Raw genomic sequence first — 21,917 nt, forward strand, 5'->3', positions numbered from 1 at the left:
GGCCGCCACACGCCGTTCTTCGCGAACTACCGTCCGCAGTTCTACTTCCGCACGACGGACGTGACCGGCACCGTGACGCTGCCCTCGGGCACCGAGATGGTGATGCCGGGCGACAACCTGAAGTTCGAAGTCGAACTGATCGCCCCGATCGCGATGGAAGAGAAGCTGCGCTTCGCCATCCGCGAAGGCGGCCGCACCGTCGGCGCAGGCGTGGTCTCGAAGATCCTCGCCTGATCCCGACCGGGACATCGCGTTACAGGGGGCCGTCCGAAAGGGCGGCCCTTCTGCATTCGACCACCCCCGCGGGGACTTGACCGGAAGGGGCGGGGCCTGTAATGGGGCTCATCTCTGTCATCGGTCTTTCCGAAAGGCCGAATCGGTAGATTTATGTCGGGCCGCCATCCTACGGGGCGGCCTGCATTTTTTATATACGGTCCGAAGCTGGCGCCGCATGGTGCGCCGTCAGCCTCTCGACTGGAACTCCCTGCAAGAGGGATGTGACGATGCAAAATCAGAATATCCGCATCCGGCTCAAGGCCTTCGATTACCGGGTTCTGGACGCCAGCACCCAGGAAATCGTGAACACGGCCAAGCGCACCGGTGCGACTGTTCGTGGCCCGATTCCGCTGCCGAACAAGATCGAGAAATTCACGGTTCTCCGTGGTCCGCACATCGACAAGAAGTCGCGCGACCAGTGGGAGATCCGCACGCACAAGCGTCTTCTCGACATCGTCGACCCCACCCCGCAGACCGTGGACGCGCTGATGAAGCTCGACCTGGCTGCCGGCGTGGATGTCGAGATCAAGGTGTAAGGAGGCAATCATGCTGCGTACTGGTGTTATCGCCAAGAAACTGGGCATGACGCGTCTCTTCCTGGAAGATGGCCGTCAGGTTCCCGTCACCGTCCTGCAACTGGACGGACTGCAGGTCGTGGCTCAGCGTACCGCCGATCGCGACGGTTATACCGCCGTTCAGCTGGGCGCCGGTGAAGCCAAGGCCAAGCGCACGACCGCCGCGATGCGCGGTCACTTCGCGAAGGCCTCGGTCGCGCCCAAGCGCAAGATCGCGGAATTCCGCGTCGCCGAGGAAAACCTGATCAACGTCGGTGAAGAGATCACTGCTGACCACTATTTCGAAGGTCAGTTCGTGGACATCGCCGGCACCTCGATCGGTAAGGGTTTCGCGGGTGCGATGAAGCGCCACAACTTCGGTGGTCTGCGCGCCTCGCACGGCGTGTCGATCAGCCACCGTTCGCACGGTTCGACCGGCCAGTGCCAGGACCCCGGCAAGGTGTTCAAGGGCAAGAAGATGGCAGGTCACCTGGGTGCCGTTCGCGTCACCACGCAGAACCTGCAGGTCGTCCGCACGGATGCCGACCGTGGCCTGATCATGGTCAAGGGCTCGGTCCCGGGCTCGAAGGGTGGCTGGGTCACCGTCAAGGATGCCGTCAAGAAGGCCATCCCCGAGAACGTGATCTATCCCGCCGCGCTGAAGTCGGCTGCGGATGAAGCGAAGCGTCTGGCCGAGGAAGCCGCCGTTCAGGCAGCAGCCGAGGAAGAAGCCGCCCGCAAGGCCGCCGAGGCCGAGGCAGCTGCTGCCGAGGAAGCCGCGCTGAAGGAAGCCGAAGCCTCGATCGAGGCCGACAAGGCTGACGGCGACGCCGCGCCCGAAGGAGACAAGTGATGAAACTCGATGTGATCAAGCTGGACTCCGGCAAGGCCGGGTCGATCGAGCTGGCCGACGAGATCTTCGGGCTGGCGCCGCGCGGCGACATCCTGCAGCGCGTCGTCCGCTGGCAGCGCAACAAGGCGCAGCAGGGGACCCACTCGGTCCTCGGCAAGTCGGACGTCAGCTACTCGACCAAGAAGATCTATCGCCAGAAGGGCACCGGCGGCGCACGCCACGGTTCCAAGAAGGCCCCGATCTTCCGTCACGGTGGTGTCTACAAGGGTCCGACCCCGCGTTCGCACGCCTTCGATCTGCCGAAGAAGGTCCGCGCCCTGGGTCTGAAGCACGCCCTGTCGGCGAAAGCCACCGCAGGCGAGCTGGTCGTCGTCGAGGACCTGAACCTCGCCGAAGCCAAGGCCAAGGCCGTCGCCAAGACCGTCAAGGAAAACGGTTGGAAGCGCGTCCTGGTCATCGACGGTGCCGAGGTGAACGAGGGCTTTGCCCGCGCCGCCCGCAACGTCGATGGTGTGGACGTCCTGCCGTCGATCGGCGCCAATGTGTATGACATCCTCAAGCGTGATACGCTGGTGATCACGCGCGCGGGTGTCGAAGCTCTGGAGGCTCGCCTGAAATGAGCGCGAAACCCGAACAGTACGACGTGATCGTCAAGCCGATCATCACCGAAAAGGCCACGCTGACCTCGGAGAACAACGGTGTTGTCTTCCAGGTCGCGAAGGACGCGAGCAAGCCGCAGATCAAGGATGCGGTCGAAGCTCTGTTCGGCGTGAAGGTGAAGGCGGTCAACACGACCATTACCAAGGGCAAGACGAAGCGCTTCCGCGGCCAGCCCGGCCGTCGCAGCGACGTCAAGAAGGCCTATGTCACCCTCGAAGAGGGTAACACTATCGACGTGTCCACCGGACTCTGATAGTAGGTCGCGAATCTGCGGCCCCGGCATTGTCCGGGGCCGTCGATCTTTTGGACGAAACGGACCACCAGGTCCAAAGCAACGGAAGACAGAAAGATGGCATTGAAGTCGTACAAGCCGACTACGCCTGGCCAGCGCGGGCTGGTTCTGATCGACCGTTCGGAGCTTTGGAAAGGTCGCCCCGTCAAATCCCTCACCGAGGGTCTGACGAAGAAGGGCGGCCGGAACAACACCGGACGTGTCACCATGCGCCGCAAGGGCGGCGGGGCGAAGCGCCTTTACCGCATCGTCGATTTCAAGCGCACCAAGCTGGATGTCGCTGCGGTGGTCGAGCGTATCGAATACGATCCCAACCGCACCGCGTTCATCGCGCTGATCAAGTATGAAGACGGCGAGCAGGCCTACATCCTGGCACCTCAGCGTCTTGCAGTCGGCGAGAAGGTCGTCGCCGGCAAGAAGGTCGACGTGAAGCCGGGCAACGCCATGCCCTTCAGCGGCATGCCGATCGGTACCATCGTCCACAACGTCGAACTGAAGCCCGGCAAGGGCGGTCAGATCGCGCGTTCGGCAGGTACCTACGCACAGTTCGTCGGTCGTGACGGTGGCTACGCACAGATCCGCCTGTCCTCGGGCGAGCTGCGCATGGTCCGTCAGGAATGCATGGCCACCATCGGTGCCGTGTCGAATGCCGACCACTCGAACCAGAACCTGGGCAAGGCTGGCCGCAACCGTCACAAGGGCATCCGCCCGAGCGTCCGCGGCGTCGCCATGAACCCGATCGACCACCCGCATGGTGGTGGTGAGGGCCGTACCTCGGGCGGCCGTACGCCGGTCACTCCCTGGGGTAAGGACACCAAGGGCAAGAAGACCCGTTCGAACAAGTCGACCGACAAGTACATTGTCCGGTCGCGTCACCAGAAGAAGGGGCGCTAATCTATGGCACGTTCTGTTTGGAAGGGCCCCTTTGTTGACGCCTATGTGCTCAAGAAGGCGGAAAAGGCTCGTGAGTCGGGCAAGTCCGACGTCATCAAGATCTGGTCGCGTCGTTCGACCATCCTGCCGCAATTCGTCGGCCTGACCTTCGGCGTCTACAACGGGCACAAGCACATCCCCGTTGCGGTCAGCGAAGAGATGATCGGCCAGAAGTTCGGTGAATACTCGCCCACGCGCACCTATTACGGTCACGCGGCGGACAAGAAAGCCAAGAGGAAGTAATCGTCATGGGTAAGGAAAACAATCCGCGCCGCGTGGCGGAGAACGAGGCCTTCGCCAAGACGAAGATGCTTCGCACCTCGCCGCAGAAGCTGAACCTCGTGGCTCAGCTGATCCGTGGCAAGAAGGTCGACAAGGCCCTGGCCGATCTGACCTTCTCGCACAAGCGCATCGCGATCGACGTGAAGAAATGCCTTCAGTCGGCCATCGCGAACGCCGAGAACAACCACGGCCTCGACGTCGACAACCTGATCGTCGCCGAAGCCTGGGTCGGCAAGAACCTGGTGATGAAGCGTGGCCGTCCGCGGGCACGTGGTCGTTTCGGCAAGATCATGAAGCCGTTTTCGGAAATCACCATCAAGGTGCGCCAAGTCGAGGAGCAAGCGTAATGGGTCAGAAGGTTAATCCGATTGGCATGCGCCTCCAGGTCAACCGCACCTGGGACAGCCGCTGGTACGCCGACGACAAGGAATACGGTAACCTGCTTCTTGAAGACCTGAAGATCCGGGACTTCATCAAGAAGGAAGCCAAGCAGGCCGGCATCAGCCGCGTCATCATCGAGCGTCCCCACAAGAAGTGCCGCGTGACCATTCACGCAGCGCGTCCGGGTGTGATCATCGGCAAGAAAGGCGCGGACATCGAAGTCCTGCGCAAGAAGCTGTCGAACTTCACCAGCAGCGACGTGAACCTGAACATCGTCGAAGTCCGCAAGCCGGAAGTCGATGCTGCCCTGGTCGCGGAATCGATCGCTCAGCAGCTCGAGCGTCGTGTCTCGTTCCGTCGCGCCATGAAGCGCTCGGTCCAGAACGCGATGCGCATGGGCGCCCTGGGCATCCGCGTGAACGTCGCCGGCCGTCTGGGCGGTGCCGAGATCGCACGCACCGAGTGGTATCGCGAAGGCCGTGTGCCCCTGCACACCCTGCGCGCCGACATCGACTATGCACTGGCCGAAGCCTCGACCCCTTACGGGATCATCGGCGTCAAGGTGTGGATCTTCAAGGGCGAGATCATGGAACATGATCCCTCGGCCCGCGAGCGCCGCGCTGCCGAGGCTCAGGAAGGTCCGGCACCCCGCGGTCCGCGCCGTGATCGCGACGCCCGGTAAGGAGTAACGAACATGCTGCAACCGAAACGGACCAAGTTCCGCAAACAGCACAAGGGCCGTATCCACGGCGCTGCGAAGGGTGGTTTCGACCTGAACTTCGGCTCGTTTGCGCTGAAGGCCATCGAACCCGAGCGTGTGACCGCGCGTCAGATCGAAGCGGCCCGCCGCGCGATCACGCGTCACATGAAGCGTCAGGGTCGTGTCTGGATCCGCATCTTCCCGGACCTGCCGGTTTCGTCGAAGCCGACCGAAGTCCGTATGGGTAAGGGCAAGGGCTCGATCGATTTCTGGGCTGCCCGCGTCCACCCGGGCCGGATCATGTTCGAGATCGACGGCGTGAGCGATTCCATCGCGAAGGAGGCCCTGCGCCTCGGCTCGATGAAGCTGCCGATCAAGACCCGCATCGTCGCGCGCGAAGACTGGTAATCCGGGTTCCGCGAACGAAAGGGATGGCCCCGCCGAGCGATCGGTGGGGCTTTCTTCTGCCCGGCCGCCCTTAGGGGGTTGTCAAAAGGGCATTCGGCCTGTATGCGCAGGCCTTCATCACGAAACTCCACCGGAATCAGGGTGGCCCTGGATGCCAGGGGCTCTCCGGTGATGTTGAAAGGAAGAAGCGTCATGGACGCCAATGAACTGAGCACGAAGACGCCCGATCAGCTGCAGGAACAGCTGGTTGCGCTGAAGAAGGAAGCGTTCAACCTGCGCTTCCAGCAGGCCACCGGCCAGCTCGAGAACACTGCCCGCATGCGCACCGTCCGTCGCGACGTCGCACGCGTGAAGACCATTCTGAACCAGAAAGCGGCTGACGCCGCGGCCTCGAACTAAGGAGCCGATCCATGCCCAAACGCATCCTGCAAGGCAAGGTCGTCTCGGACAAGAACGACCAGACCGTGACCGTTCTCGTCGAGCGCCGCTTCAAGCACCCGCTGCTGCACAAGACCGTGCGTCTGTCGAAGAAGTACCGCGCGCATGACGCGGAAAACCAGTTCAAGGTCGGTGACACCGTTCGCATCGTCGAATGTGCCCCGGTCTCGAAAACCAAGCGTTGGGCCGTCCTTACGGACGAAGCCGTTTCGGCGTAAGGTCCATCCGTACTGATCAGTCATGATCGAAACCCTGGGGCCGGCAAGGCCGGTCCCCAAAGGTCGGGAGAAACCAAATGATCCAGATGCAGACCAATCTGGATGTTGCTGACAACTCCGGCGCCCGCCGGGTTCAGTGCATCAAGGTCCTGGGTGGTTCGCACCGTCGCTATGCGTCGGTGGGCGACATCATCGTGGTGTCCGTCAAGGAAGCCATCCCGCGGGGCCGGGTCAAGAAGGGCGACGTCCGCAAGGCCGTGGTCGTTCGGACCGCCAAGGAAGTGAATCGCGAAGACGGCACCTCGATCCGCTTCGACCGCAACGCCGCCGTCATCCTGAACAACCAGGGTGAGCCGGTCGGTACCCGTATCTTCGGGCCGGTCGTCCGCGAGCTGCGCGCGAAGAACTTCATGAAGATCATCTCGCTTGCGCCGGAGGTGCTGTAATGGCTGCCAAGCTGAAGAAGGGCGACAAGGTCGTCGTGCTTGCCGGCAAGGACAAGGGCAAGCAGGGTGAAGTGACCGCGGTGTTCCCGAAAGAGAACAAGGCGATCGTGGACGGCGTCAACATGGCCATCCGTCACCAGCGCCAGACCCAGGCCAGCCAGGGCGGTCGCGTGTCGAAGGCCATGCCTATCGACCTGTCGAACCTGTCGCTGATGGACGCGAACGGCAAGGCAACCCGCGTCGGCTTCCGCGAGGAAGACGGCAAGAAGGTGCGCTTCGCCAAGACCACGGGAGACGTGATCTGATGCTCGACGCAACCAAGTACACGCCGCGTCTGCGCCAGCAGTTCCGCGACACCGTCCGTGCCGCTCTCAAGGAAGAGTTCGGCTACAAGAACGACATGCAGATCCCGCGTCTGGACAAGATCGTCCTGAACATGGGCGTCGGCGAGGCCGTCAAGGACACGAAGAAGGTCAAGCAGGCCGCCGAGGAGCTGTCGCTCATCGCGGGTCAGAAGGCCGTCGTGACCAAGGCGAAGAAGTCGATCGCAGGTTTCCGCGTTCGTGAGGAAATGCCGCTCGGCACGAAAGTGACCCTGCGCGGCGACCGCATGTACGAATTCCTGGATCGCCTGATCAACATCGCAATGCCCCGCGTCCGCGACTTCCGCGGCGTGAAAGGCACGTCGTTCGACGGCCGCGGCAACTATGCGATGGGCCTCAAGGAGCACATCGTTTTCCCGGAGATCAACTTCGACAAGGTCGACGAAGTTCTGGGGATGGACATCATCATCTGCACCACCGCGAAGACCGACGCGGAAGCGAAATCGCTGCTGAAGCATTTCAACATGCCGTTCACCAGCTGAGTCGCGGAGGGAAAGAGATATGGCTAAGAAATCCATGATCGAGCGCGAGAAGAAGCGCGAGCGTCTGGTTCAGAAGTACGCCGGCAAGCGTGCTGCCCTGAAAGAGGTCATCAATGACCAGTCCCTGCCGATGGAAGAGCGTTTCAAGGCTTCGCTGAAGCTGGCTGAACTGCCGCGTAACTCCTCGGCGACGCGTCTGCACAACCGGTGCCAGCTCACCGGCCGTCCGCACGCGTATTACCGCAAACTGAAACTGTCGCGGATCATGCTGCGCGAGCTCGGCTCGAACGGTCAGATCCCCGGCCTGGTCAAGTCCAGCTGGTAAGGGGCAAAGTGATGATGAACGATCCTCTCGGCGATATGCTGACCCGCATCCGCAATGCGCAGATGCGTGGCAAATCGACCGTCCGCACCCCGGCCAGCAAGCTGCGCGCCTGGGTCCTGGATGTCCTTCAGGGTGAAGGCTACATCCGCGGCTATGAAGAAGTGACGACCGAAACCGGCCACAAGGAGCTGGAAATCGGTCTGAAGTACCACGACGGCACCCCGGTCATCCGGGAACTGTCGCGCGTCTCGAAGCCTGGCCGTCGCGTTTACACCGGCGCCAAGGAAATCCCGCAGGTCCGTCAGGGTCTGGGCGTCTCCATCGTCTCGACCCCCAAGGGCGTCATGTCGGATGCAGCGGCTCGCAACGCCAATGTTGGCGGCGAAGTCCTCTGCACCGTATTCTAAGGAGGGCGGAATGTCTCGGATTGGTAAGAAACCGGTCGAACTGCCCAAGGGTGTGACGGCCGAAGTCAAGGGCCAGACGGTCGAAGTGAAGGGCCCGAAGGGCACCCGCAGCTTCACCGCGACGGACGACGTGACCGTTGCCCTGGAAGAGGGTGCCGTCCGCGTCACCCCGCGCGGCCTGTCGAAGCGTGCTCGTCAGCAGTGGGGCATGACCCGCTCGATGATCGAGAACCTGACGGTCGGCGTCTCGGAAGGCTTCAAGAAGGAGCTCGAGATCCAGGGTGTCGGTTACCGCGCGCAGATGCAGGGCAAGACCCTGAAGCTGTCGCTCGGCTATTCGCACGAGGTGAACTTCGAGACGCCGGAAGGTGTCACGATCACCGCGCCGAAGCAGACCGAGATCGTCGTCGAAGGCATCGACCAGCAGCTGGTCGGCCAGGTTGCGTCGGACATCCGCGAGTGGCGCCGCCCCGAGCCCTACAAGGGCAAGGGCATCCGCTATAAGGGCGAGTATGTCTTCCGCAAGGAAGGCAAGAAGAAGTAAGGGGCGCGAGAAATGGCACTGAAAAAGCAAGAGCTGTTCCAGAAGCGCCGCCTGCGCGTTCGGAACAAACTTCGTGCGATGTCGAACGGCCGTCCGCGGCTGTCGGTCCATCGTTCGTCCAAGAACATCTCGGTGCAGGTCATCGACGACGTTCGCGGCGTGACCCTGGCCTCGGCCAGCACGCTGGAGAAGGACTTCGGCCTGTTCGGCAAGAACAACGTCGAGGCTGCGGCCAAGATCGGTTCCGCGATCGCCGAGCGTGCGAAAGCCGCCGGCATCGAGGAAGTCGTCTTCGACCGTGGCGGCTTCATCTTCCACGGCAAGATCAAGGCCCTGGCCGATGCTGCCCGTGAAGGTGGTCTGAAGTTCTGATTTTGCGGGCGGCGCGGGGTCTTCCTCGCGCCGTCCCGATGATCCGGGGGCCGCGCCGTCATGGGGCGGCCCACCTGGATTGAAACCAACGGCGCCTTTGCGCCAGCTGATAAGGAAAGCCTTATGGCAGAACGTGAAAACCGCCGGGGCCGTCGCGAAGATCGCGAAGAGACTCCGGAATTCGCCGATCGCCTTGTTGCGATCAATCGTGTGTCGAAGACGGTCAAGGGCGGTAAGCGCTTTGGCTTCGCGGCTCTGGTCGTCGTCGGTGACCAGCGCGGCCGTGTCGGCTTCGGCAAGGGCAAGGCCAAGGAAGTCCCCGAGGCGATCCGCAAGGCGACCGAGCAGGCCAAGCGCAACATGATCCGCGTCCCGCTGCGCGACGGTCGCACGCTGCATCACGATATCGAGGGCCGTCACGGCGCCGGTAAGGTGATCATGCGCACCGCCGTTCCGGGTACCGGGATCATCGCGGGCGGCCCGATGCGTGCCGTCTTCGAGATGCTGGGCGTCCAGGACGTCGTCGCGAAGTCGCAGGGTTCGCAGAACCCCTACAACATGATCCGTGCAACCCTGGATGGCCTGAAAAAGGAAGCCAGCCCCCGTTCGGTCGCGCAGCGTCGCGGCAAGAAGGTGGCCGACATTCTGCCGACCCAGGAAAAGGCACCCGAGGCGACCGCTGGCACCGATGCCACCGTGACCTCGGCAGCCGACGCATAAGGAGCGCAGCATGGCCACGATCGTCGTCAAGCAGATCGGTTCGCCGATCCGTCGCCCCGCCATTCAGCGCGAGACGCTGAAAGGCCTGGGTCTGAACAAGATGAACCGCACGCGCGAGCTGGAAGATACCCCGGCAGTGCGCGGCATGGTCGCCAAGATCCCGCATCTGGTCACCATCATCGAAGAAAAGAAGTGATCCTTCGGGATTGCCAAGCGAAGCGCCCCGCCATGTGCGGGGCGTTTTGCGTTTCGGGGCCGCGCCGTCAGTCGGGCCTGCAGGCATAGACGGTCCCGCCGACCGCCACGACCGACACCGCCGCGCCCGTCAGCAGGACAGGCGATGCCGCGACCGTCGCCGCGGCCCCGCCCATCGCCGCCAGCGCCGAGGATATCGCCCCGCTGCCACCGCTGAGAATGACCGCGCCCGATCCATCGGGCAGCCGGTCGACGCCCGCCGCGGCCCCCCGTGCGGCGGCGCCCGTGATCGCGCCCGCCGCGCCGGTTGCGGCATTCACGCGTTCGCAGACCGAACGCGACGGTCGCGCGCAGCGACCGCGACCGTCGCGCGGTCCAAGGTCGATGCCCAGGATGTCGCCGCGATCCTCGCGCAGGCAGAAGGGGGTGCGTTCCTCCTCGGTCAGGTTCGGGGTCAGCGCGCGCAGGGTCACATGGGCGGGGCAGGCGTCCCGGCCCAGTTTCGCGGACAGCCTCTCGCGCCGGGTCGAATTCGGGTCCGAGGGGTCGTGCGCCAGCACCACGTCCTGCCCCTCGATACGGGCCGAGCAGAAGACCGCATCGGCGGCAAGGGCAGGGGCGGCGGGCGCAAGCGACAGAATCAGGGCGGGCAGCAGGCGTTTCATGGGGGCGGTCCTTGGATCGAATGAGATCTGCTTGACGCCAGAGCCGCGCGATCCTCAAGACACAAGCTGGTGAGAGCGGAACGGATGCTTGAAAGCCGCAAGCATTGCGCGTATACGCCCCCGGTGCCCGTGGGCACGACATGCAACAAGCAAGAAAAGCCGCGTCCGTCCCGTCATCGCTTCGGGGACGCGTCCGGCATAGGAGAAGCGAAATGAAACTGCACGAGATTCGTGACAACGAAGGCGCAAACCGCAGCAAGAAGCGCGTCGCGCGCGGCCCGGGTTCGGGCAAGGGCAAGACCGCCGGCCGTGGTATCAAGGGCCAGAAGTCGCGTTCGGGCGTCGCGCTGAACGGTTACGAAGGCGGCCAGATGCCGCTGTACCGCCGCCTGCCGAAGCGCGGCTTCACCGCGCCGAACGCCAAGAAATTCGCCGTCGTGAACCTGGGCCAGATCCAGTCGTTCATCGATGCCGGCAAGATCGACGGCTCGGCCGAGCTGACCGAGGACGGTCTGGTCGCTTCGGGCCTGGTGCGCCGCAAGCTGGACGGCATCCGTCTGCTGGCCAAGGGCGAGCTGAAGGCCGGTCTGACCATCGCCGTGACCGGTGCCTCGAAGGCGGCCGTCGAGGCTGTCGAGAAGGCCGGCGGCAAGGTCTCGCTGCCCGCAGAAGCCGCGGCAGCCGAATAAGCTGTTGATCGGGGCAGTTCGGCCCCATAGATAGCATTCAGGTTTTCTGGCGCCGCCGGCCCCCGAAATACGGGTCGGCGGCGCTGTCATGACACGGGACGGATACTCATGGCGTCAGCCGCAGAACAGATGGCCGCGAACCTTTCCTGGGCTCAGCTGGGCAAGGCCACCGAACTTCGCCAGCGGATCTGGTTCACGATCGGCGTGCTGATCATGTACCGCATCGGGACCTACATCCCGGTGCCGGGCATCGACGGCGCGGCACTTCGCAACTTCATGGAACAGGCACAGTCCGGGATCGGCGGCATGCTGTCGATGTTCACCGGCGGCGCCCTGGGCCGCATGGGCGTCTTCGCCCTCGGCATCATGCCCTACATCTCGGCCTCGATCATCGTCCAGCTGCTGACCTCGATGGTCCCGGCGCTGGAGCAGCTGAAGAAAGAGGGCGAGCAGGGCCGCAAGAAGATCAACCAGTACACCCGCTATGGCACGGTCGCGCTGGCGCTGTTCCAGGCATACGGCCTGGCACGCAGCCTCGAGGCGGGCGGCCTTGCTCATGATCCGGGCCTGTTCTTCCAGGCCGCCGTGGTCATCACGCTGGTCGGCGGCACGATGTTCCTGATGTGGCTGGGCGAGCAGATCACCGCCCGCGGCATCGGCAACGGCATCAGCCTGATCATCTTCGTGGGCATCCTGGCCGAGATCCCGGCCGCGATCGCCAACTTCTTCCAGCAGGGCCGCACCGGCGCGATCTCGACCGGGACCATCCTGTTCGTCATCGTGATGCTGATCGCGGTCATCGGCTTCGTGGTCTTCATGGAGCGCGCGCTGCGCAAGATCCGCATCCAGTACCCGCGGCGCCAGGTCGGCATGAAGGTCTATGACGGCCAATCCAGCCACCTGCCGGTGAAGGTCAACCCCGCCGGCGTGATCCCCGCGATCTTCGCAAGCTCGCTGCTGCTGCTGCCGGTGACGATCTCGACCTTCTCGGGCGGCGAGACCGGCCCGGTCATGTCGGTGATCCTGGCCTATTTCGGGCCCGGCCAGCCGCTCTATCTGCTGTTCTTCGCGGCGATGATCGTGTTCTTCACGTATTTCTACACGCAGAACGTCTCGTTCAAGACCGACGACGTGGCCGACAACCTGAAGAACCAGGGCGGCTTCATTCCGGGCATCCGTCCGGGCAAGCGCACGCAGGAGTACCTCGATTACGTGGTCAACCGCGTGCTGGTCATCGGCTCGGCCTACCTGGCGCTCGTCTGCCTCATGCCCGAGATCCTGCGCACGCAGCTGTCGATCCCGGTCTATCTGGGCGGCACCTCGGTCCTGATCGTTGTCTCGGTGACGATGGACACGATCAACCAGGTCCAGAGCCATCTGCTGGCCCATCAGTACGAGGGCCTGATCGAGAAGTCGCAGCTGCGCGGGAAACGGAAACCCGGTTCCGCCAAGCCGCGCCGCGCGCCGGCGCGTCGCTGAGCCGCAAGAGAAACGCTGCGGGCGCATCACTGCGCCCGTTTGCATGACTGGAAAAGGCCGAAGCAAGATCGCGGCCAGTGGGGGACAAACGCCATGACCATCAACATCATCCTTCTTGGCCCTCCGGGCGCGGGCAAGGGAACCCAGGCACGCCGTCTCGTGGAAGAGCGTGGCATGGTCCAGCTGTCGACCGGCGACATGCTGCGTGCCGCGCGCAGCTCGGGCACCGAGATGGGCAAGCTGGTTGCCGACGTGATGGATCGCGGCCAGCTGGTCACCGACGAGATCGTCATCGGCCTCATCCGCGAGAAGCTGGAAGAGGGCGGCAAGGGCTTCATCTTCGACGGCTTCCCCCGGACGCTGGCGCAGGCCGACGCACTGGGCAAGCTGCTGGCCGAGATGGGCATGAAGCTGGACGCCGCGATCGAGCTGAAGGTCGATGACGAGGCGCTGGTCGCCCGCATCGTGAAGCGCGCCGAGGAATCGCTGGCCGCGGGCGAGCCGGTCCGCAAGGACGACACCCCCGAGGTCTTCGCCGACCGCCTGCGCGAATACTACAAGAAGACCGCACCGCTGCTGGGCTACTACTATGCCACGGGCGATCTGCGTCAGGTCGACGGCATGGCCGCGATGGACGAGGTTGCCGCGCAGATCGCGGCTGCCCTGGGCACGGAGACCGCTCAGGCTTGACCTTGATCGAGTGTGTCGCTACAGCACGACATCTCGTGAGAGAATCACCTGCCTTGGCGGGTGGATCAAAGTACGGCCCGAAGGCATGGCTTTCGGGCCTTGCGTTGTGAAAAAAGGTTCCGGGGCTACGGAACCGCAACAGAAAAGGAAAACGCGTGGCACGTATCGCTGGCGTCAACATTCCGACGGGGAAACGCGTCCCCATCGCACTGACCTATATCCACGGCATCGGTTCGATGTTCGCAGACCAGATCTGCGAAGCAGTCGGCATCGATCGCACCCGTCGCGTGAACGAACTGTCGGACGCCGAAGTCCTGCAGATGCGTGAATACATCGACGCCAACCTGACCGTCGAAGGCGACCTGCGCCGCGAAGTTCAGATGAACGTCAAGCGCATGATGGATCTCGGTTCCTATCGTGGCCTGCGCCACCGTCGCGGCCTGCCGGTCCGCGGTCAGCGCACCCATACCAATGCCCGCACCCGCAAGGGCCCGGCCAAGCCGATCGCCGGCAAGAAGAAGTAAGGGGGCACCGATATGGCACGTGATAAAACTCGCATGAAGCGTAAAGAGCGCAAGAACATCGCCGCTGGCGTTGCTCACGTGAACTCGAGCTTCAACAACACCAAGATCCTGATCTCGGACGTCCAGGGCAACGCGATCTCGTGGTCGTCGGCTGGCACCATGGGCTTCAAGGGTTCGCGCAAGTCGACCCCCTACGCCGCCCAGATGGCTGCCGAGGATGCGGGCCGCAAGGCTCAGGAACACGGCGTCCGCACGCTGGAAGTCGAAGTCCAGGGCCCGGGTTCGGGCCGTGAATCGGCTCTGCGCGCACTGGCTGCTGCCGGCTTCAACATCACGGCCATCCGTGACGTGACGCCGATCGCCCATAACGGCTGCCGCCCGCCGAAGCGCCGCCGCGTCTGATTTCGGATCATCACTACCCTGTCCGCACGGGCTTCGTGCGGGCAGGTGTTTCGCATTTCACCTCGGGCGTTTCCGGCCTTGGTCATGGGTCGGGAACAGGTATGGAGGCTAGTCCATGATCCACAAGAATTGGGCCGAACTGATCAAGCCGACGCAGCTGGTCGTCAAGCCGGGCGCTGATGCGACCCGCACCGCGACGCTGGTCGCGGAGCCGCTGGAGCGTGGTTTCGGCCTGACGCTCGGCAACGCGCTGCGCCGCGTGCTTCTGTCGTCGCTGCAGGGCGCGGCCATCACCTCGGTCCAGATCGACAACGTGCTGCACGAGTTCAGCAGCGTGGCGGGCGTCCGCGAGGACGTGACCGACATCGTGCTGAACCTCAAGGGTGTCACGCTGAAGATGGAAGTCGAGGGCCCCAAGCGCCTGACGCTGCAGGCCAAGGGTCCGGGCGAGGTCAAGGCCGGCGACATCCAGGAAACGAACGGCATCACTATCCTGAACCGCGATCACGTGATCTGCCATCTGGATGACGGCGCCGAGCTGAACGTGGAACTGACGGTCACCACCGGCAAGGGCTATGTCGCGGCGGACAAGAACCGCCCCGAGGACGCCCCCATCGGCCTGATCCCGATCGACGCGATCTTCTCGCCGGTCAAGCGCGTCAGCTACGAGGTTCAGCCGACCCGCGAAGGTCAGGTGCTGGACTATGACAAGCTGACCATGAAGATCGAGACGGACGGTTCGCTGACCCCCGAGGACGCGGTCGCATTCGCCGCCCGCATCGTCCAGGACCAGCTGTCGGTCTTCGTCAACTTCGACGAGCCCGAGGCCGCAAGCCGCCAGGACAACGACGACGGCCTGGAGTTCGATCCGCGCCTTCTGAAGAAGGTCGACGAGCTGGAGCTGTCGGTCCGTTCGGCGAACTGCCTCAAGAACGACAACATCGTCTATATCGGCGATCTGATCCAGAAGACCGAAGCCGAGATGCTGCGCACCCCGAACTTCGGCCGCAAGTCGCTGAACGAGATCAAGGAAGTGCTCTCGGGCATGGGCCTGCACCTGGGCATGGATGTCGTGGATTGGCCGCCGGAGAACATCGAGGACCTGGCCAAGCGTTTCGACGACCAGTTCTGACGAATTCGGCCGGGGACCCCCGCGGTCCCCGGTCAGATACCGGGCATGAAGCCCCAAGGAGAGCGGTCCGCACGCATGGGCCGCCGGACAAAGCAAAAGACGTCAAAGGAGATACATCATGCGTCACGCACGTGGTTACCGCCGCCTCAACCGCACCCATGAGCACCGCAAGGCGCTCTTCGCCAACATGGCCGGCTCGCTGATCGAGCACGAACAGATCAAGACGACCCTGCCCAAGGCGAAGGAACTTCGCCCGATCATCGAGAAGCTGATCACGCTGGCGAAGCGCGGCGATCTGCACGCCCGCCGTCAGGCTGCCTCGCAGCTGAAGCAGGACCAGTATGTCGCCAAGCTGTTCGACGTCCTGGGCGAGCGCTACAAGGACCGTCAGGGCGGCTATGTTCGCGTCATGAAGGCCGGCTTCCGCTATGGCGACATGGCGCCCATGGCCATCATCGAGTTCGTCGACCGCGACACCTCGGCCAAGGGTGCTGCCGACCGTGCCCGCCTCGAGGCCGAAGTCGAAGAATAAGCGGATCGCGCATCAGCGCATCGCGATGGGCCCCGAGGCGTAGCTTCGGGGCCTTTTTCATTGGCGGGGTAGGGTATTCCGGCAAGTCGACGCTACGTAAGGGAATGTGAACGCCAGAGACTCAGCTTTTACGAGAGGGCTTCGGCGTATATCATGGCGCGATTGGGGAGAGCGCGCCACGGACTTGGCGAAGCAGGGGCGTCGATCGGAGGACATGGATGGAAACCTGTCGGAGACGGATTGGGTTAACCAATTCGCAACAGTATTCGCCGAAAGTATTTCTGGCGATTGACCGAAACGCATTCAACTTGTCTAAAAAGCCATGTCATCACGTGCAGACATAAATGCCGGACTTCAGAAGCTGGGGCGGATCGCCCCGGCAGGGTATTTCGTTGGCCTGCACATCCGCTTCGCCGCGCCGTTGATGCAGTTCCAGACCTATGCCGAGGAATGGGCCGACTTCTATTCGCGCAACGGCTATGCCCTTCGCGACCCCACCATCGCCTGGGGTTTCTCGACCACGGGTGCGTGCCGCTGGTCGGCCCTGCCGATCCCCGATCCGTTCAACATCCTCCAGGATGCGGCGGATCACGGGTTGATCTTCGGTCTGACCGTCTCGCACGGGCCGATCGCATCGCGGACCATCGCAAGCTTTGCGCGCGACGACCGCGAATTCACGGATGTCGAGATCGAACAGGTCTCGTCAACGGTCAGGCAGCTCCACGATATCACCGAGCCGCCTGAGAGCCTGACCAAGGCTCAGAAAGATGCCCTTCGTTGTATTGCGGAAGGCGACCGTCATGCAGCGGCCGCGGCCAAGCTGGGAATCACCGAGAGCGCGTTCAAGGCGAGGCTGATCTCCGTGAGGGAGCGTCTGAAGGCGCGGACCACGGCAGAGGCCCTGCAGCGCGCCAAGGAATACAGGCTGCTGTAGGATGTGTCGTCTGGGGGGTCCGCAATCGGCGGGGGGTCGATTATCACCTCAGGAGCGCCAAGATGCAGACCACCACTTTGTCCTTTTCCAATCTTCACAACCATGGCGAGTTGTTCGCCAACCTTTTTCGCGCACGTAAGCAGAGCTTCATCGTCCAGAAGAACTGGGATCTGCCCGAAGCCGACGACATGGAGTTCGACCAGTACGACACTCCGCAAAGCCGCTGGATCGCGATCCACGACCATACCGAGGTGCTGGCGGGCATCCGCCTGACGCCGACGACGGCGCGCTGCGGCATCTACAGCTACATGATCCGGGACGCGCAGGAAGGCGTGCTGGGCGGGTCGATCCCGCAGAACCTGCTGGATGACAAGGCGCCGGTCGATCCCAATGTCTGGGAATGTTCGCGCGTGTTCGTCAGCCATGCCATCCCCCAGAGCGCGCGTCGCCGGGTGCATTTCAAGATGGTCGAGGCGATGACCGGCTCCGCCCGCGAACTGGGCGCGACGCAGCTGATCGCGCTGACCGGTGCTAACTGGGAACGCTGGTATGGTCGCTGCGGCCTGGATGCGCATGCGCTCGGGCCGGTGATGTGGATCGACGACGGCGAATTCCAATGCGTGTCCATCGACCTCAGCGTCAAGATGCACTGATGACGGACGGGGCTGTTGCAGCCCGCGCGTCGTGCTTAGATTGGGGCCATCATGGCCGATCTGTTCGACAGCAAAGACGACCCGCAGCCCCCGACACGTTCGGGGGGCCGACCACTTGCCGACCGCATCCGGCCTGCCAACCTGTCCGAGGTGATCGGGCAGGCGCATGTCCTGGGCGATGACGGCCCCCTGGGCAGCATGCTTGCGGCGGGCAGCCTGTCCTCGGTCATCTTCTGGGGCCCGCCGGGGGTCGGCAAGACCACCATCGCGCGGCTTCTGGCGGACGAGACCGACCTGACCTTCGTCCAGATCAGCGCGATCTTCTCGGGGGTGCCGGAGCTGCGCAAGGTCTTCGACGCCGCCAAGATGCGGCGCGGGCAGGGGCAGGGCACGCTGCTGTTCGTCGACGAGATCCATCGCTTCAACAAGGCGCAGCAGGACAGCTTTCTTCCCCACATGGAGGACGGCACGATCCTTCTGGTCGGCGCCACCACCGAGAACCCCTCGTTCGAGCTGAACGCCGCGCTTCTGTCGCGCGCGCAGGTCATCGTCCTGCAGCGCCTGTCCCTGGCCGAGCTGGAGCTGCTGGCGCAGCGCGCCGAACGCGACCTGGGCCGCAAGCTGCCCCTGACCGCGCAGGCCCGCGACGGGCTGCTGGAAATGGCGGATGGCGACGGGCGGGCCGCGCTGAACCTGATCGAGCAGGTCGCGGCCTGGCGGACGGATGCGCCGCTTGGGCCCGACGAGATGGCACGCCGCCTGCAACGCCGGGCGATGAAATACGACAAGTCCGGCGACGAGCATTACAACCTCATCTCCGCGCTGCACAAATCGGTGCGCGGCAGCGATCCCGACGCGGCGCTGTACTGGCTGGGCCGCATGCTGGAGGGGGGCGAGGATCCGCGTTACCTTGCCCGACGCATCACCCGCATGGCGGTCGAGGATATCGGCCTTGCCGATCCCGCGGCGCAGCGCCACTGCCTGGATGCCTGGGCGCTGTATGAACGCCTGGGCAGCCCCGAGGGCGAGCTGGCGCTGGCGCAGGCCGTGATCTATCTCGCGCTCGCGCCGAAATCGAACGCCGGATATGCCGCCTACAAGGCCGCGCGGGCCGAGGCGAAACGCACCGGCAGCCTGATGCCGCCCGCCCACATCCTGAACGCGCCGACCAGGCTGATGAAGGAACAGGGCTACGGTTCGGGCTATGCCTATGACCACGACGCCGAGGACGGCTTCAGCGGGCAGAACTATTTCCCCGACGGGATGAAGCGGCCCGTTCTCTATACCCCGGTCGAGCGGGGGTTCGAGCGGGAACTGAAACGCCGCCTGGACTGGTTCGTCAGCCAGCGTCTGAAGCGCGGCGGTTGACTTTGGCGGCCAAGGGGAACAGAGCCACGTGATGATGAACCCTTACCTTCAGGTGGCGATCGGCGGTGCGACGGGCGCGGTGATGCGCCTTGCCGTCACGCGGCTGATGCCGTGGCACGGTCCGCATTTCCCTGTCGCGACGTTGACGGTGAACGTGCTGGGCAGCCTTGCCATGGGCGTCCTTGCGGCGGCCTTCGCACATCGCTTCGGCAACCAGTTCGCGCCGATGCTGCTGACGGGCCTTCTGGGCGGGTTCACGACATTCTCGGCCTTCTCGCTGGATGCGCTGACGCTATACGAGCGTGGGCAGCATCTGGGGGCGGCCATTTACGTGCTGGCCTCGGTCACGCTGTCGCTTGTGGCAGTGATCGCGGGGCTGGCAGCCGGACGAGGGTTATTCGCATGAGCGGCGTTCAGACGATCCGCATCGGCCAGGACGAGGGCGACCAGCGCCTCGACCGCTGGCTGAAGAAGAAGTTTCCGCAGCTGACGCAGGGCGCGGTCGAGAAGATGTGCCGCACCGGCCAGCTTCGCGTCGATGGCGGTCGCGTGAAGGCCGCGACGCGGCTGGAGGAGGGGCAGGAGGTCCGCATCCCGCCGCTGCCCGACGACCGTCCCGCGCCCTCGCAGGCTGCGGGCCCGCGCGTGGGCGATGCCGACGCGCAGATGATCCAGGCCGCGGTCCTGTGGAAGGACGAGCACATCATCGCGCTGAACAAGCCGCCGGGACTGCCCAGCCAGGGCGGCAGCGGGCAGGGGAACCGTCACGTCGACGGCCTGACCACGGCGCTGATGTTCGGCTACAAGGATCGGCCCAAGCTGGTGCACCGTTTGGACAAGGACACCTCGGGGATCCTGCTGCTGGCGCGTACCGACCGTGTCGCCCGCGCCCTGTCCGAGGCGTTCCGCAACCGCACCACGCGCAAGATCTACTGGGCTGCGGTCGCGGGCACGCCGCATCCGCGCATGGGCACGGTCCGCTACGGCCTGGTCAAGGCGCCCGGCCATGGGCGCGGCGGCGAGGGCGAGAAGATGATGGCGATCCATCCCCGCGACATCGACGCGACCGAGGGCGCGAAGCGTGCGACGACCGATTACGCCGTTCTCGATGCGCTTGGCACGCGGGCCAGCTGGTGTGCACTGGTGCCCATCACCGGGCGCACCCACCAGCTGCGCGCGCATATGGCCGAGCTTGGCCATCCGATCGTGGGCGACGGCAAGTATGGCGGCTCGGGTCAGGAGAACCTGGGCGACGGCTGGGGTGCGCAGCTGGGCGGAGAGATCAGCCGCAAGCTGCATCTGCATGCCCGCAGCCTGTCCTTCGACCACCCGATCACCAAGAAGCGCATCACGCTGACCGCGCCCTTGCCCGATCACATGGCGCGGACCTGGAAGACGCTCGGCTGGAACGAGGCCGACGTTCCGGCGGATCCCTTCGCGGACGACGAATGAGGCTGGTCGTCTTCGACGTGGACGGCACGCTGATAGACAGCCAGGCGCTGATCCATCACGCGATGTCCGAGGCATTCGAGGGCGAGGGTCTGGCCGCGCTGCCCAAGGCGCAGGTCCTGTCCATCGTGGGGCTGTCGCTGCCGGTCGCCGTCGCGCGGCTGGTGCCGGACCTGCCCGGTGACATGCAGGGCCGCATCGTCGAGGGCTACAAGCGGGCCTTCATGGCGGGCCGCAAGGCGCAGCCCGCGCCGCTCTATCCCGGTGCGCGGGCGTGCCTCGACCGGCTGGGGGCGCGCGACGACCTGATGCTGGCGGTCGCCACGGGCAAGTCCCGCCGAGGCCTGAATGCGATGATCGCGCATCACGGGCTGGAGCACCGCTTCCTCAGCCTGCAGACGGCGGACGGTCATCCGTCCAAGCCCCATCCCGCGATGCTGCAGGCCGCCATGTCCGAATGCGGGGCCGAACCCGCGCGCACGGTGATGATCGGCGACACCAGTTTCGACATGGAGATGGCGCGCGGGGCAGGGGCCACGGGCCTGGGCGTCGCCTGGGGCTATCACGACAGCGAGATGCTGTGGCAGGCGGGCGCGTCACGGATCGCGCCCGATTTCGCGGAACTTGAACGGATGATCGAGGAGTGGGCGGCATGAGCGAGTGGAAAGCGCGCCGGTTCTGGAAGGTGGCGGATATAAGGACCGCCGATGCCGGATGGGAGGTCGTGCTGGACGACCGCCCCCTGCGCACCCCCGGCAAGCAGGCGCTGATCCTGCCGACCGAGGGGCTGGCCCGCGCTGTCGCCGCCGAATGGGACGCGCAGGAACAGGAGATTCGCCCCCAGACCATGCCGCTGACCCGCGCCGCGAACTCGGCCATCGAAAAGGTGCGTCCGCAATTCGCGGGCGTGGCGGCCATGCTTGCCGAATATGCGGGCACGGACCTGCTGTCCTATCGGGCAACCGACCCGCAAGAGCTTGTCGATCTTCAGGCACAGGGCTGGGACCCGATCATCGACTGGGCCGCCGAACGCCATGACGCGCGGCTGGCGGTGACCGCGGGGGTGATGCCCGTGGCGCAGGACCCTGCCGTGCTGGGGCGGCTGCACGACCGGGTGGCGGGGCTGGACCTGTTCGGCCTGACCGCGCTGCACGACCTTGTGACGCTGCCCGGATCGCTGATCCTAGGCCTTGCCGTCATCGAAGGACGGCTGGATGCCGAGGGCGCCTTCGCCCTGTCGCGCATCGACGAGGAATACCAGATTCGCCAATGGGGCGAGGACGAGGAGGCGCAGGAGGCAGCCGCCGCAAGGCTGGTCGCGATGCGCGATGCGGAACGTCTCTGGCAGTTGACCCGCACCGATTGAAAGCGCGCGCCTGTCCAAGGCGGCGCTTGACGCAGCAACTTGTATCGGCACAATACCGCCTATTGGGGCGGCAATTCGTGGCCCCAGAACGATAAGGATCGCCAATGCGGTCCATTCCGCGTCCGGACGGGGTCTGACGTCGCCCGGAAGCTCCAACACAGAGGT

At 64.5% G+C, this 21,917-nt stretch carries 36 protein-coding genes; 35 read left to right on the forward strand and 1 reads right to left on the reverse strand.

Annotated elements, in window-relative coordinates:
* The 21 genes from F804_RS16525 to rpmD all read left to right on the forward strand — a co-directional run.
* Positions 1-234, forward strand: a 234-nt coding sequence (locus F804_RS16525; protein ID WP_022708207.1) for an EF-Tu C-terminal domain-related protein, incomplete at its 5' end; no start/stop codon positions are given.
* 269 nt (positions 235-503) lie between these two features.
* Entirely contained in the window at positions 504-812 is a 309-nt protein-coding gene (gene rpsJ, locus F804_RS0113130) for a 30S ribosomal protein S10 (RefSeq protein WP_022708208.1), read from the forward strand.
* Positions 813-822: 10 nt separating this feature from the next.
* Entirely contained in the window at positions 823-1,683 is an 861-nt protein-coding gene (gene rplC / locus F804_RS0113135) for a 50S ribosomal protein L3 (RefSeq protein ID WP_022708209.1), read from the forward strand.
* Complete coding sequence (rplD, locus tag F804_RS0113140; RefSeq protein WP_022708210.1) at positions 1,683-2,303, forward strand: 50S ribosomal protein L4; 621 nt, start codon at positions 1,683-1,685, stop codon at positions 2,301-2,303. The genes rplC and rplD overlap by 1 nt, the downstream gene beginning before the upstream one ends.
* Positions 2,300-2,596 (forward strand): 50S ribosomal protein L23, encoded by a 297-nt coding sequence (locus F804_RS0113145; protein WP_022708211.1) that lies wholly within the window; start codon positions 2,300-2,302, stop codon positions 2,594-2,596. Before rplD ends, F804_RS0113145 begins: the two co-directional genes overlap by 4 nt.
* A 96-nt stretch (positions 2,597-2,692) precedes the next feature.
* Positions 2,693-3,529 carry a 50S ribosomal protein L2 gene (gene rplB / locus F804_RS0113150; protein ID WP_022708212.1) on the forward strand — a complete coding sequence of 279 codons (837 nt, stop codon included), beginning with the start codon at positions 2,693-2,695 and terminating at the stop codon, positions 3,527-3,529.
* A 3-nt stretch (positions 3,530-3,532) separates the two neighbouring features.
* Positions 3,533-3,811 (forward strand): 30S ribosomal protein S19, encoded by a 279-nt coding sequence (gene rpsS, locus F804_RS0113155; RefSeq protein WP_022708213.1) that lies wholly within the window; start codon positions 3,533-3,535, stop codon positions 3,809-3,811.
* A gap of 5 nt (positions 3,812-3,816) precedes the next feature.
* Positions 3,817-4,197 carry a 50S ribosomal protein L22 gene (gene rplV, locus F804_RS0113160; RefSeq protein WP_022708214.1) on the forward strand — a complete coding sequence of 127 codons (381 nt, stop codon included), beginning with the start codon at positions 3,817-3,819 and terminating at the stop codon, positions 4,195-4,197.
* Positions 4,197-4,913 (forward strand): 30S ribosomal protein S3, encoded by a 717-nt coding sequence (gene rpsC, locus F804_RS0113165; protein WP_022708215.1) that lies wholly within the window; start codon positions 4,197-4,199, stop codon positions 4,911-4,913. Before rplV ends, rpsC begins: the two co-directional genes overlap by 1 nt.
* A gap of 12 nt (positions 4,914-4,925) precedes the next feature.
* Entirely contained in the window at positions 4,926-5,339 is a 414-nt protein-coding gene (rplP, locus tag F804_RS0113170) for a 50S ribosomal protein L16 (RefSeq protein ID WP_022708216.1), read from the forward strand.
* Between the two features lie 192 nt (positions 5,340-5,531).
* Positions 5,532-5,738, forward strand: a complete 207-nt coding sequence (gene rpmC, locus F804_RS0113175; RefSeq protein ID WP_022708217.1) for a 50S ribosomal protein L29 — start codon at positions 5,532-5,534, stop codon at positions 5,736-5,738.
* A gap of 11 nt (positions 5,739-5,749) precedes the next feature.
* Complete coding sequence (rpsQ, locus tag F804_RS0113180) at positions 5,750-5,995, forward strand: 30S ribosomal protein S17 (RefSeq protein ID WP_022708218.1); 246 nt, start codon at positions 5,750-5,752, stop codon at positions 5,993-5,995.
* A 77-nt stretch (positions 5,996-6,072) separates the two neighbouring features.
* Positions 6,073-6,441: a 50S ribosomal protein L14 gene (rplN, locus tag F804_RS0113185; protein WP_022708219.1), complete on the forward strand. Its 369-nt coding sequence runs from the start codon at positions 6,073-6,075 to the stop codon at positions 6,439-6,441.
* Positions 6,441-6,746, forward strand: coding sequence for a 50S ribosomal protein L24 (gene rplX / locus F804_RS0113190; protein ID WP_022708220.1), 306 nt, complete (start codon positions 6,441-6,443; stop codon positions 6,744-6,746). Before rplN ends, rplX begins: the two co-directional genes overlap by 1 nt.
* Complete coding sequence (gene rplE / locus F804_RS0113195) at positions 6,746-7,306, forward strand: 50S ribosomal protein L5 (RefSeq protein WP_022708221.1); 561 nt, start codon at positions 6,746-6,748, stop codon at positions 7,304-7,306. Before rplX ends, rplE begins: the two co-directional genes overlap by 1 nt.
* A gap of 19 nt (positions 7,307-7,325) precedes the next feature.
* Positions 7,326-7,631, forward strand: coding sequence for a 30S ribosomal protein S14 (rpsN, locus tag F804_RS0113200; protein ID WP_022708222.1), 306 nt, complete (start codon positions 7,326-7,328; stop codon positions 7,629-7,631).
* Positions 7,632-7,639: 8 nt separating this feature from the next.
* The gene (gene rpsH, locus F804_RS0113205; RefSeq protein ID WP_028725974.1) at positions 7,640-8,038 is read left to right on the forward strand and encodes a 30S ribosomal protein S8; all 399 of its coding nucleotides are present in this window, start codon (positions 7,640-7,642) and stop codon (positions 8,036-8,038) included.
* Positions 8,039-8,048: 10 nt separating this feature from the next.
* Entirely contained in the window at positions 8,049-8,582 is a 534-nt protein-coding gene (gene rplF, locus F804_RS0113210) for a 50S ribosomal protein L6 (protein ID WP_022708224.1), read from the forward strand.
* A gap of 12 nt (positions 8,583-8,594) precedes the next feature.
* Positions 8,595-8,954 (forward strand): 50S ribosomal protein L18, encoded by a 360-nt coding sequence (gene rplR, locus F804_RS0113215; protein WP_022708225.1) that lies wholly within the window; start codon positions 8,595-8,597, stop codon positions 8,952-8,954.
* A 123-nt stretch (positions 8,955-9,077) separates the two neighbouring features.
* Positions 9,078-9,674 carry a 30S ribosomal protein S5 gene (gene rpsE / locus F804_RS0113220; protein ID WP_022708226.1) on the forward strand — a complete coding sequence of 199 codons (597 nt, stop codon included), beginning with the start codon at positions 9,078-9,080 and terminating at the stop codon, positions 9,672-9,674.
* 10 nt (positions 9,675-9,684) lie between these two features.
* Positions 9,685-9,870 carry a 50S ribosomal protein L30 gene (rpmD, locus tag F804_RS0113225; RefSeq protein ID WP_022708227.1) on the forward strand — a complete coding sequence of 62 codons (186 nt, stop codon included), beginning with the start codon at positions 9,685-9,687 and terminating at the stop codon, positions 9,868-9,870.
* 67 nt (positions 9,871-9,937) lie between these two features.
* On the opposite strand, the gene F804_RS0113230 is transcribed toward rpmD, so the two are convergent.
* On the reverse strand, positions 9,938-10,534 hold the full coding sequence (locus F804_RS0113230; RefSeq protein WP_022708228.1) for a hypothetical protein: 597 nt from the start codon (positions 10,532-10,534) through the stop codon (positions 9,938-9,940).
* Between the two features lie 212 nt (positions 10,535-10,746).
* Here F804_RS0113230 and rplO point away from each other — a divergent pair, with 212 nt between their 5' ends.
* From rplO to F804_RS0113300, 14 genes are all read left to right on the forward strand, one after another.
* Positions 10,747-11,223 (forward strand): 50S ribosomal protein L15, encoded by a 477-nt coding sequence (gene rplO / locus F804_RS0113235; RefSeq protein ID WP_022708229.1) that lies wholly within the window; start codon positions 10,747-10,749, stop codon positions 11,221-11,223.
* Positions 11,224-11,331: 108 nt separating this feature from the next.
* The gene (gene secY, locus F804_RS0113240; RefSeq protein ID WP_028725975.1) at positions 11,332-12,702 is read left to right on the forward strand and encodes a preprotein translocase subunit SecY; all 1,371 of its coding nucleotides are present in this window, start codon (positions 11,332-11,334) and stop codon (positions 12,700-12,702) included.
* 99 nt (positions 12,703-12,801) lie between these two features.
* Positions 12,802-13,392: an adenylate kinase gene (locus F804_RS0113245; protein WP_028725976.1), complete on the forward strand. Its 591-nt coding sequence runs from the start codon at positions 12,802-12,804 to the stop codon at positions 13,390-13,392.
* A gap of 155 nt (positions 13,393-13,547) precedes the next feature.
* Positions 13,548-13,916 (forward strand): 30S ribosomal protein S13, encoded by a 369-nt coding sequence (gene rpsM, locus F804_RS0113250; protein WP_022708232.1) that lies wholly within the window; start codon positions 13,548-13,550, stop codon positions 13,914-13,916.
* A gap of 12 nt (positions 13,917-13,928) precedes the next feature.
* A complete protein-coding gene (rpsK, locus tag F804_RS0113255; RefSeq protein ID WP_022708233.1) occupies positions 13,929-14,318 on the forward strand; it encodes a 30S ribosomal protein S11 in 390 nt (129 codons plus the stop codon).
* Positions 14,319-14,433: 115 nt separating this feature from the next.
* Entirely contained in the window at positions 14,434-15,450 is a 1,017-nt protein-coding gene (locus tag F804_RS0113260; protein ID WP_022708234.1) for a DNA-directed RNA polymerase subunit alpha, read from the forward strand.
* A 118-nt stretch (positions 15,451-15,568) separates the two neighbouring features.
* Positions 15,569-15,982 carry a 50S ribosomal protein L17 gene (rplQ, locus tag F804_RS0113265; protein ID WP_022708235.1) on the forward strand — a complete coding sequence of 138 codons (414 nt, stop codon included), beginning with the start codon at positions 15,569-15,571 and terminating at the stop codon, positions 15,980-15,982.
* Positions 15,983-16,304: 322 nt separating this feature from the next.
* Positions 16,305-16,916: a helix-turn-helix transcriptional regulator gene (locus F804_RS0113270; protein ID WP_022708236.1), complete on the forward strand. Its 612-nt coding sequence runs from the start codon at positions 16,305-16,307 to the stop codon at positions 16,914-16,916.
* Between the two features lie 62 nt (positions 16,917-16,978).
* A complete protein-coding gene (locus F804_RS0113275) occupies positions 16,979-17,569 on the forward strand; it encodes an acyl-homoserine-lactone synthase (RefSeq protein WP_022708237.1) in 591 nt (196 codons plus the stop codon).
* Between the two features lie 51 nt (positions 17,570-17,620).
* Positions 17,621-18,937: a replication-associated recombination protein A gene (locus F804_RS0113280; RefSeq protein WP_022708238.1), complete on the forward strand. Its 1,317-nt coding sequence runs from the start codon at positions 17,621-17,623 to the stop codon at positions 18,935-18,937.
* A gap of 31 nt (positions 18,938-18,968) precedes the next feature.
* Positions 18,969-19,343, forward strand: coding sequence for a fluoride efflux transporter CrcB (gene crcB / locus F804_RS0113285; RefSeq protein WP_022708239.1), 375 nt, complete (start codon positions 18,969-18,971; stop codon positions 19,341-19,343).
* Positions 19,340-20,389: an RluA family pseudouridine synthase gene (locus F804_RS0113290; protein ID WP_022708240.1), complete on the forward strand. Its 1,050-nt coding sequence runs from the start codon at positions 19,340-19,342 to the stop codon at positions 20,387-20,389. Before crcB ends, F804_RS0113290 begins: the two co-directional genes overlap by 4 nt.
* The gene (locus F804_RS0113295) at positions 20,386-21,042 is read left to right on the forward strand and encodes an HAD-IA family hydrolase (RefSeq protein WP_022708241.1); all 657 of its coding nucleotides are present in this window, start codon (positions 20,386-20,388) and stop codon (positions 21,040-21,042) included. Before F804_RS0113290 ends, F804_RS0113295 begins: the two co-directional genes overlap by 4 nt.
* Entirely contained in the window at positions 21,039-21,752 is a 714-nt protein-coding gene (locus F804_RS0113300) for an ATP12 family chaperone protein (protein ID WP_022708242.1), read from the forward strand. The genes F804_RS0113295 and F804_RS0113300 overlap by 4 nt, the downstream gene beginning before the upstream one ends.
* Positions 21,753-21,917 lie beyond the last annotated feature (165 nt).

The organism is Paracoccus zeaxanthinifaciens ATCC 21588, assembly GCF_000420145.1.
Taxonomy (GTDB): Bacteria; Pseudomonadota; Alphaproteobacteria; order Rhodobacterales; family Rhodobacteraceae; genus Paracoccus; species Paracoccus zeaxanthinifaciens.

What these genes read in the sequence shown, in the direction of transcription:
- rpsJ (WP_022708208.1), top strand. Translation starts at nt 504, where the DNA reads ATGCAAAATCAGAATATCCGCATCCGGCTCAAGGCCTTCGATTACCGG.
- rplC (WP_022708209.1), top strand. Translation starts at nt 823, where the DNA reads ATGCTGCGTACTGGTGTTATCGCCAAGAAACTGGGCATGACGCGTCTC.
- rplD (WP_022708210.1), top strand. Translation starts at nt 1,683, where the DNA reads ATGAAACTCGATGTGATCAAGCTGGACTCCGGCAAGGCCGGGTCGATC.
- F804_RS0113145 (WP_022708211.1), top strand. Translation starts at nt 2,300, where the DNA reads ATGAGCGCGAAACCCGAACAGTACGACGTGATCGTCAAGCCGATCATC.
- rplB (WP_022708212.1), top strand. Translation starts at nt 2,693, where the DNA reads ATGGCATTGAAGTCGTACAAGCCGACTACGCCTGGCCAGCGCGGGCTG.
- rpsS (WP_022708213.1), top strand. Translation starts at nt 3,533, where the DNA reads ATGGCACGTTCTGTTTGGAAGGGCCCCTTTGTTGACGCCTATGTGCTC.
- rplV (WP_022708214.1), top strand. Translation starts at nt 3,817, where the DNA reads ATGGGTAAGGAAAACAATCCGCGCCGCGTGGCGGAGAACGAGGCCTTC.
- rpsC (WP_022708215.1), top strand. Translation starts at nt 4,197, where the DNA reads ATGGGTCAGAAGGTTAATCCGATTGGCATGCGCCTCCAGGTCAACCGC.
- rplP (WP_022708216.1), top strand. Translation starts at nt 4,926, where the DNA reads ATGCTGCAACCGAAACGGACCAAGTTCCGCAAACAGCACAAGGGCCGT.
- rpmC (WP_022708217.1), top strand. Translation starts at nt 5,532, where the DNA reads ATGGACGCCAATGAACTGAGCACGAAGACGCCCGATCAGCTGCAGGAA.
- rpsQ (WP_022708218.1), top strand. Translation starts at nt 5,750, where the DNA reads ATGCCCAAACGCATCCTGCAAGGCAAGGTCGTCTCGGACAAGAACGAC.
- rplN (WP_022708219.1), top strand. Translation starts at nt 6,073, where the DNA reads ATGATCCAGATGCAGACCAATCTGGATGTTGCTGACAACTCCGGCGCC.
- rplX (WP_022708220.1), top strand. Translation starts at nt 6,441, where the DNA reads ATGGCTGCCAAGCTGAAGAAGGGCGACAAGGTCGTCGTGCTTGCCGGC.
- rplE (WP_022708221.1), top strand. Translation starts at nt 6,746, where the DNA reads ATGCTCGACGCAACCAAGTACACGCCGCGTCTGCGCCAGCAGTTCCGC.
- rpsN (WP_022708222.1), top strand. Translation starts at nt 7,326, where the DNA reads ATGGCTAAGAAATCCATGATCGAGCGCGAGAAGAAGCGCGAGCGTCTG.
- rplF (WP_022708224.1), top strand. Translation starts at nt 8,049, where the DNA reads ATGTCTCGGATTGGTAAGAAACCGGTCGAACTGCCCAAGGGTGTGACG.
- rplR (WP_022708225.1), top strand. Translation starts at nt 8,595, where the DNA reads ATGGCACTGAAAAAGCAAGAGCTGTTCCAGAAGCGCCGCCTGCGCGTT.
- rpsE (WP_022708226.1), top strand. Translation starts at nt 9,078, where the DNA reads ATGGCAGAACGTGAAAACCGCCGGGGCCGTCGCGAAGATCGCGAAGAG.
- rpmD (WP_022708227.1), top strand. Translation starts at nt 9,685, where the DNA reads ATGGCCACGATCGTCGTCAAGCAGATCGGTTCGCCGATCCGTCGCCCC.
- F804_RS0113230 (WP_022708228.1), bottom strand. Translation starts at nt 10,534, where the DNA reads ATGAAACGCCTGCTGCCCGCCCTGATTCTGTCGCTTGCGCCCGCCGCC.
- rplO (WP_022708229.1), top strand. Translation starts at nt 10,747, where the DNA reads ATGAAACTGCACGAGATTCGTGACAACGAAGGCGCAAACCGCAGCAAG.
- secY (WP_028725975.1), top strand. Translation starts at nt 11,332, where the DNA reads ATGGCGTCAGCCGCAGAACAGATGGCCGCGAACCTTTCCTGGGCTCAG.
- rpsK (WP_022708233.1), top strand. Translation starts at nt 13,929, where the DNA reads ATGGCACGTGATAAAACTCGCATGAAGCGTAAAGAGCGCAAGAACATC.
- F804_RS0113260 (WP_022708234.1), top strand. Translation starts at nt 14,434, where the DNA reads ATGATCCACAAGAATTGGGCCGAACTGATCAAGCCGACGCAGCTGGTC.
- rplQ (WP_022708235.1), top strand. Translation starts at nt 15,569, where the DNA reads ATGCGTCACGCACGTGGTTACCGCCGCCTCAACCGCACCCATGAGCAC.
- F804_RS0113270 (WP_022708236.1), top strand. Translation starts at nt 16,305, where the DNA reads ATGTCATCACGTGCAGACATAAATGCCGGACTTCAGAAGCTGGGGCGG.
- F804_RS0113275 (WP_022708237.1), top strand. Translation starts at nt 16,979, where the DNA reads ATGCAGACCACCACTTTGTCCTTTTCCAATCTTCACAACCATGGCGAG.
- F804_RS0113280 (WP_022708238.1), top strand. Translation starts at nt 17,621, where the DNA reads ATGGCCGATCTGTTCGACAGCAAAGACGACCCGCAGCCCCCGACACGT.
- crcB (WP_022708239.1), top strand. Translation starts at nt 18,969, where the DNA reads ATGATGAACCCTTACCTTCAGGTGGCGATCGGCGGTGCGACGGGCGCG.
- F804_RS0113290 (WP_022708240.1), top strand. Translation starts at nt 19,340, where the DNA reads ATGAGCGGCGTTCAGACGATCCGCATCGGCCAGGACGAGGGCGACCAG.
- F804_RS0113295 (WP_022708241.1), top strand. Translation starts at nt 20,386, where the DNA reads ATGAGGCTGGTCGTCTTCGACGTGGACGGCACGCTGATAGACAGCCAG.
- F804_RS0113300 (WP_022708242.1), top strand. Translation starts at nt 21,039, where the DNA reads ATGAGCGAGTGGAAAGCGCGCCGGTTCTGGAAGGTGGCGGATATAAGG.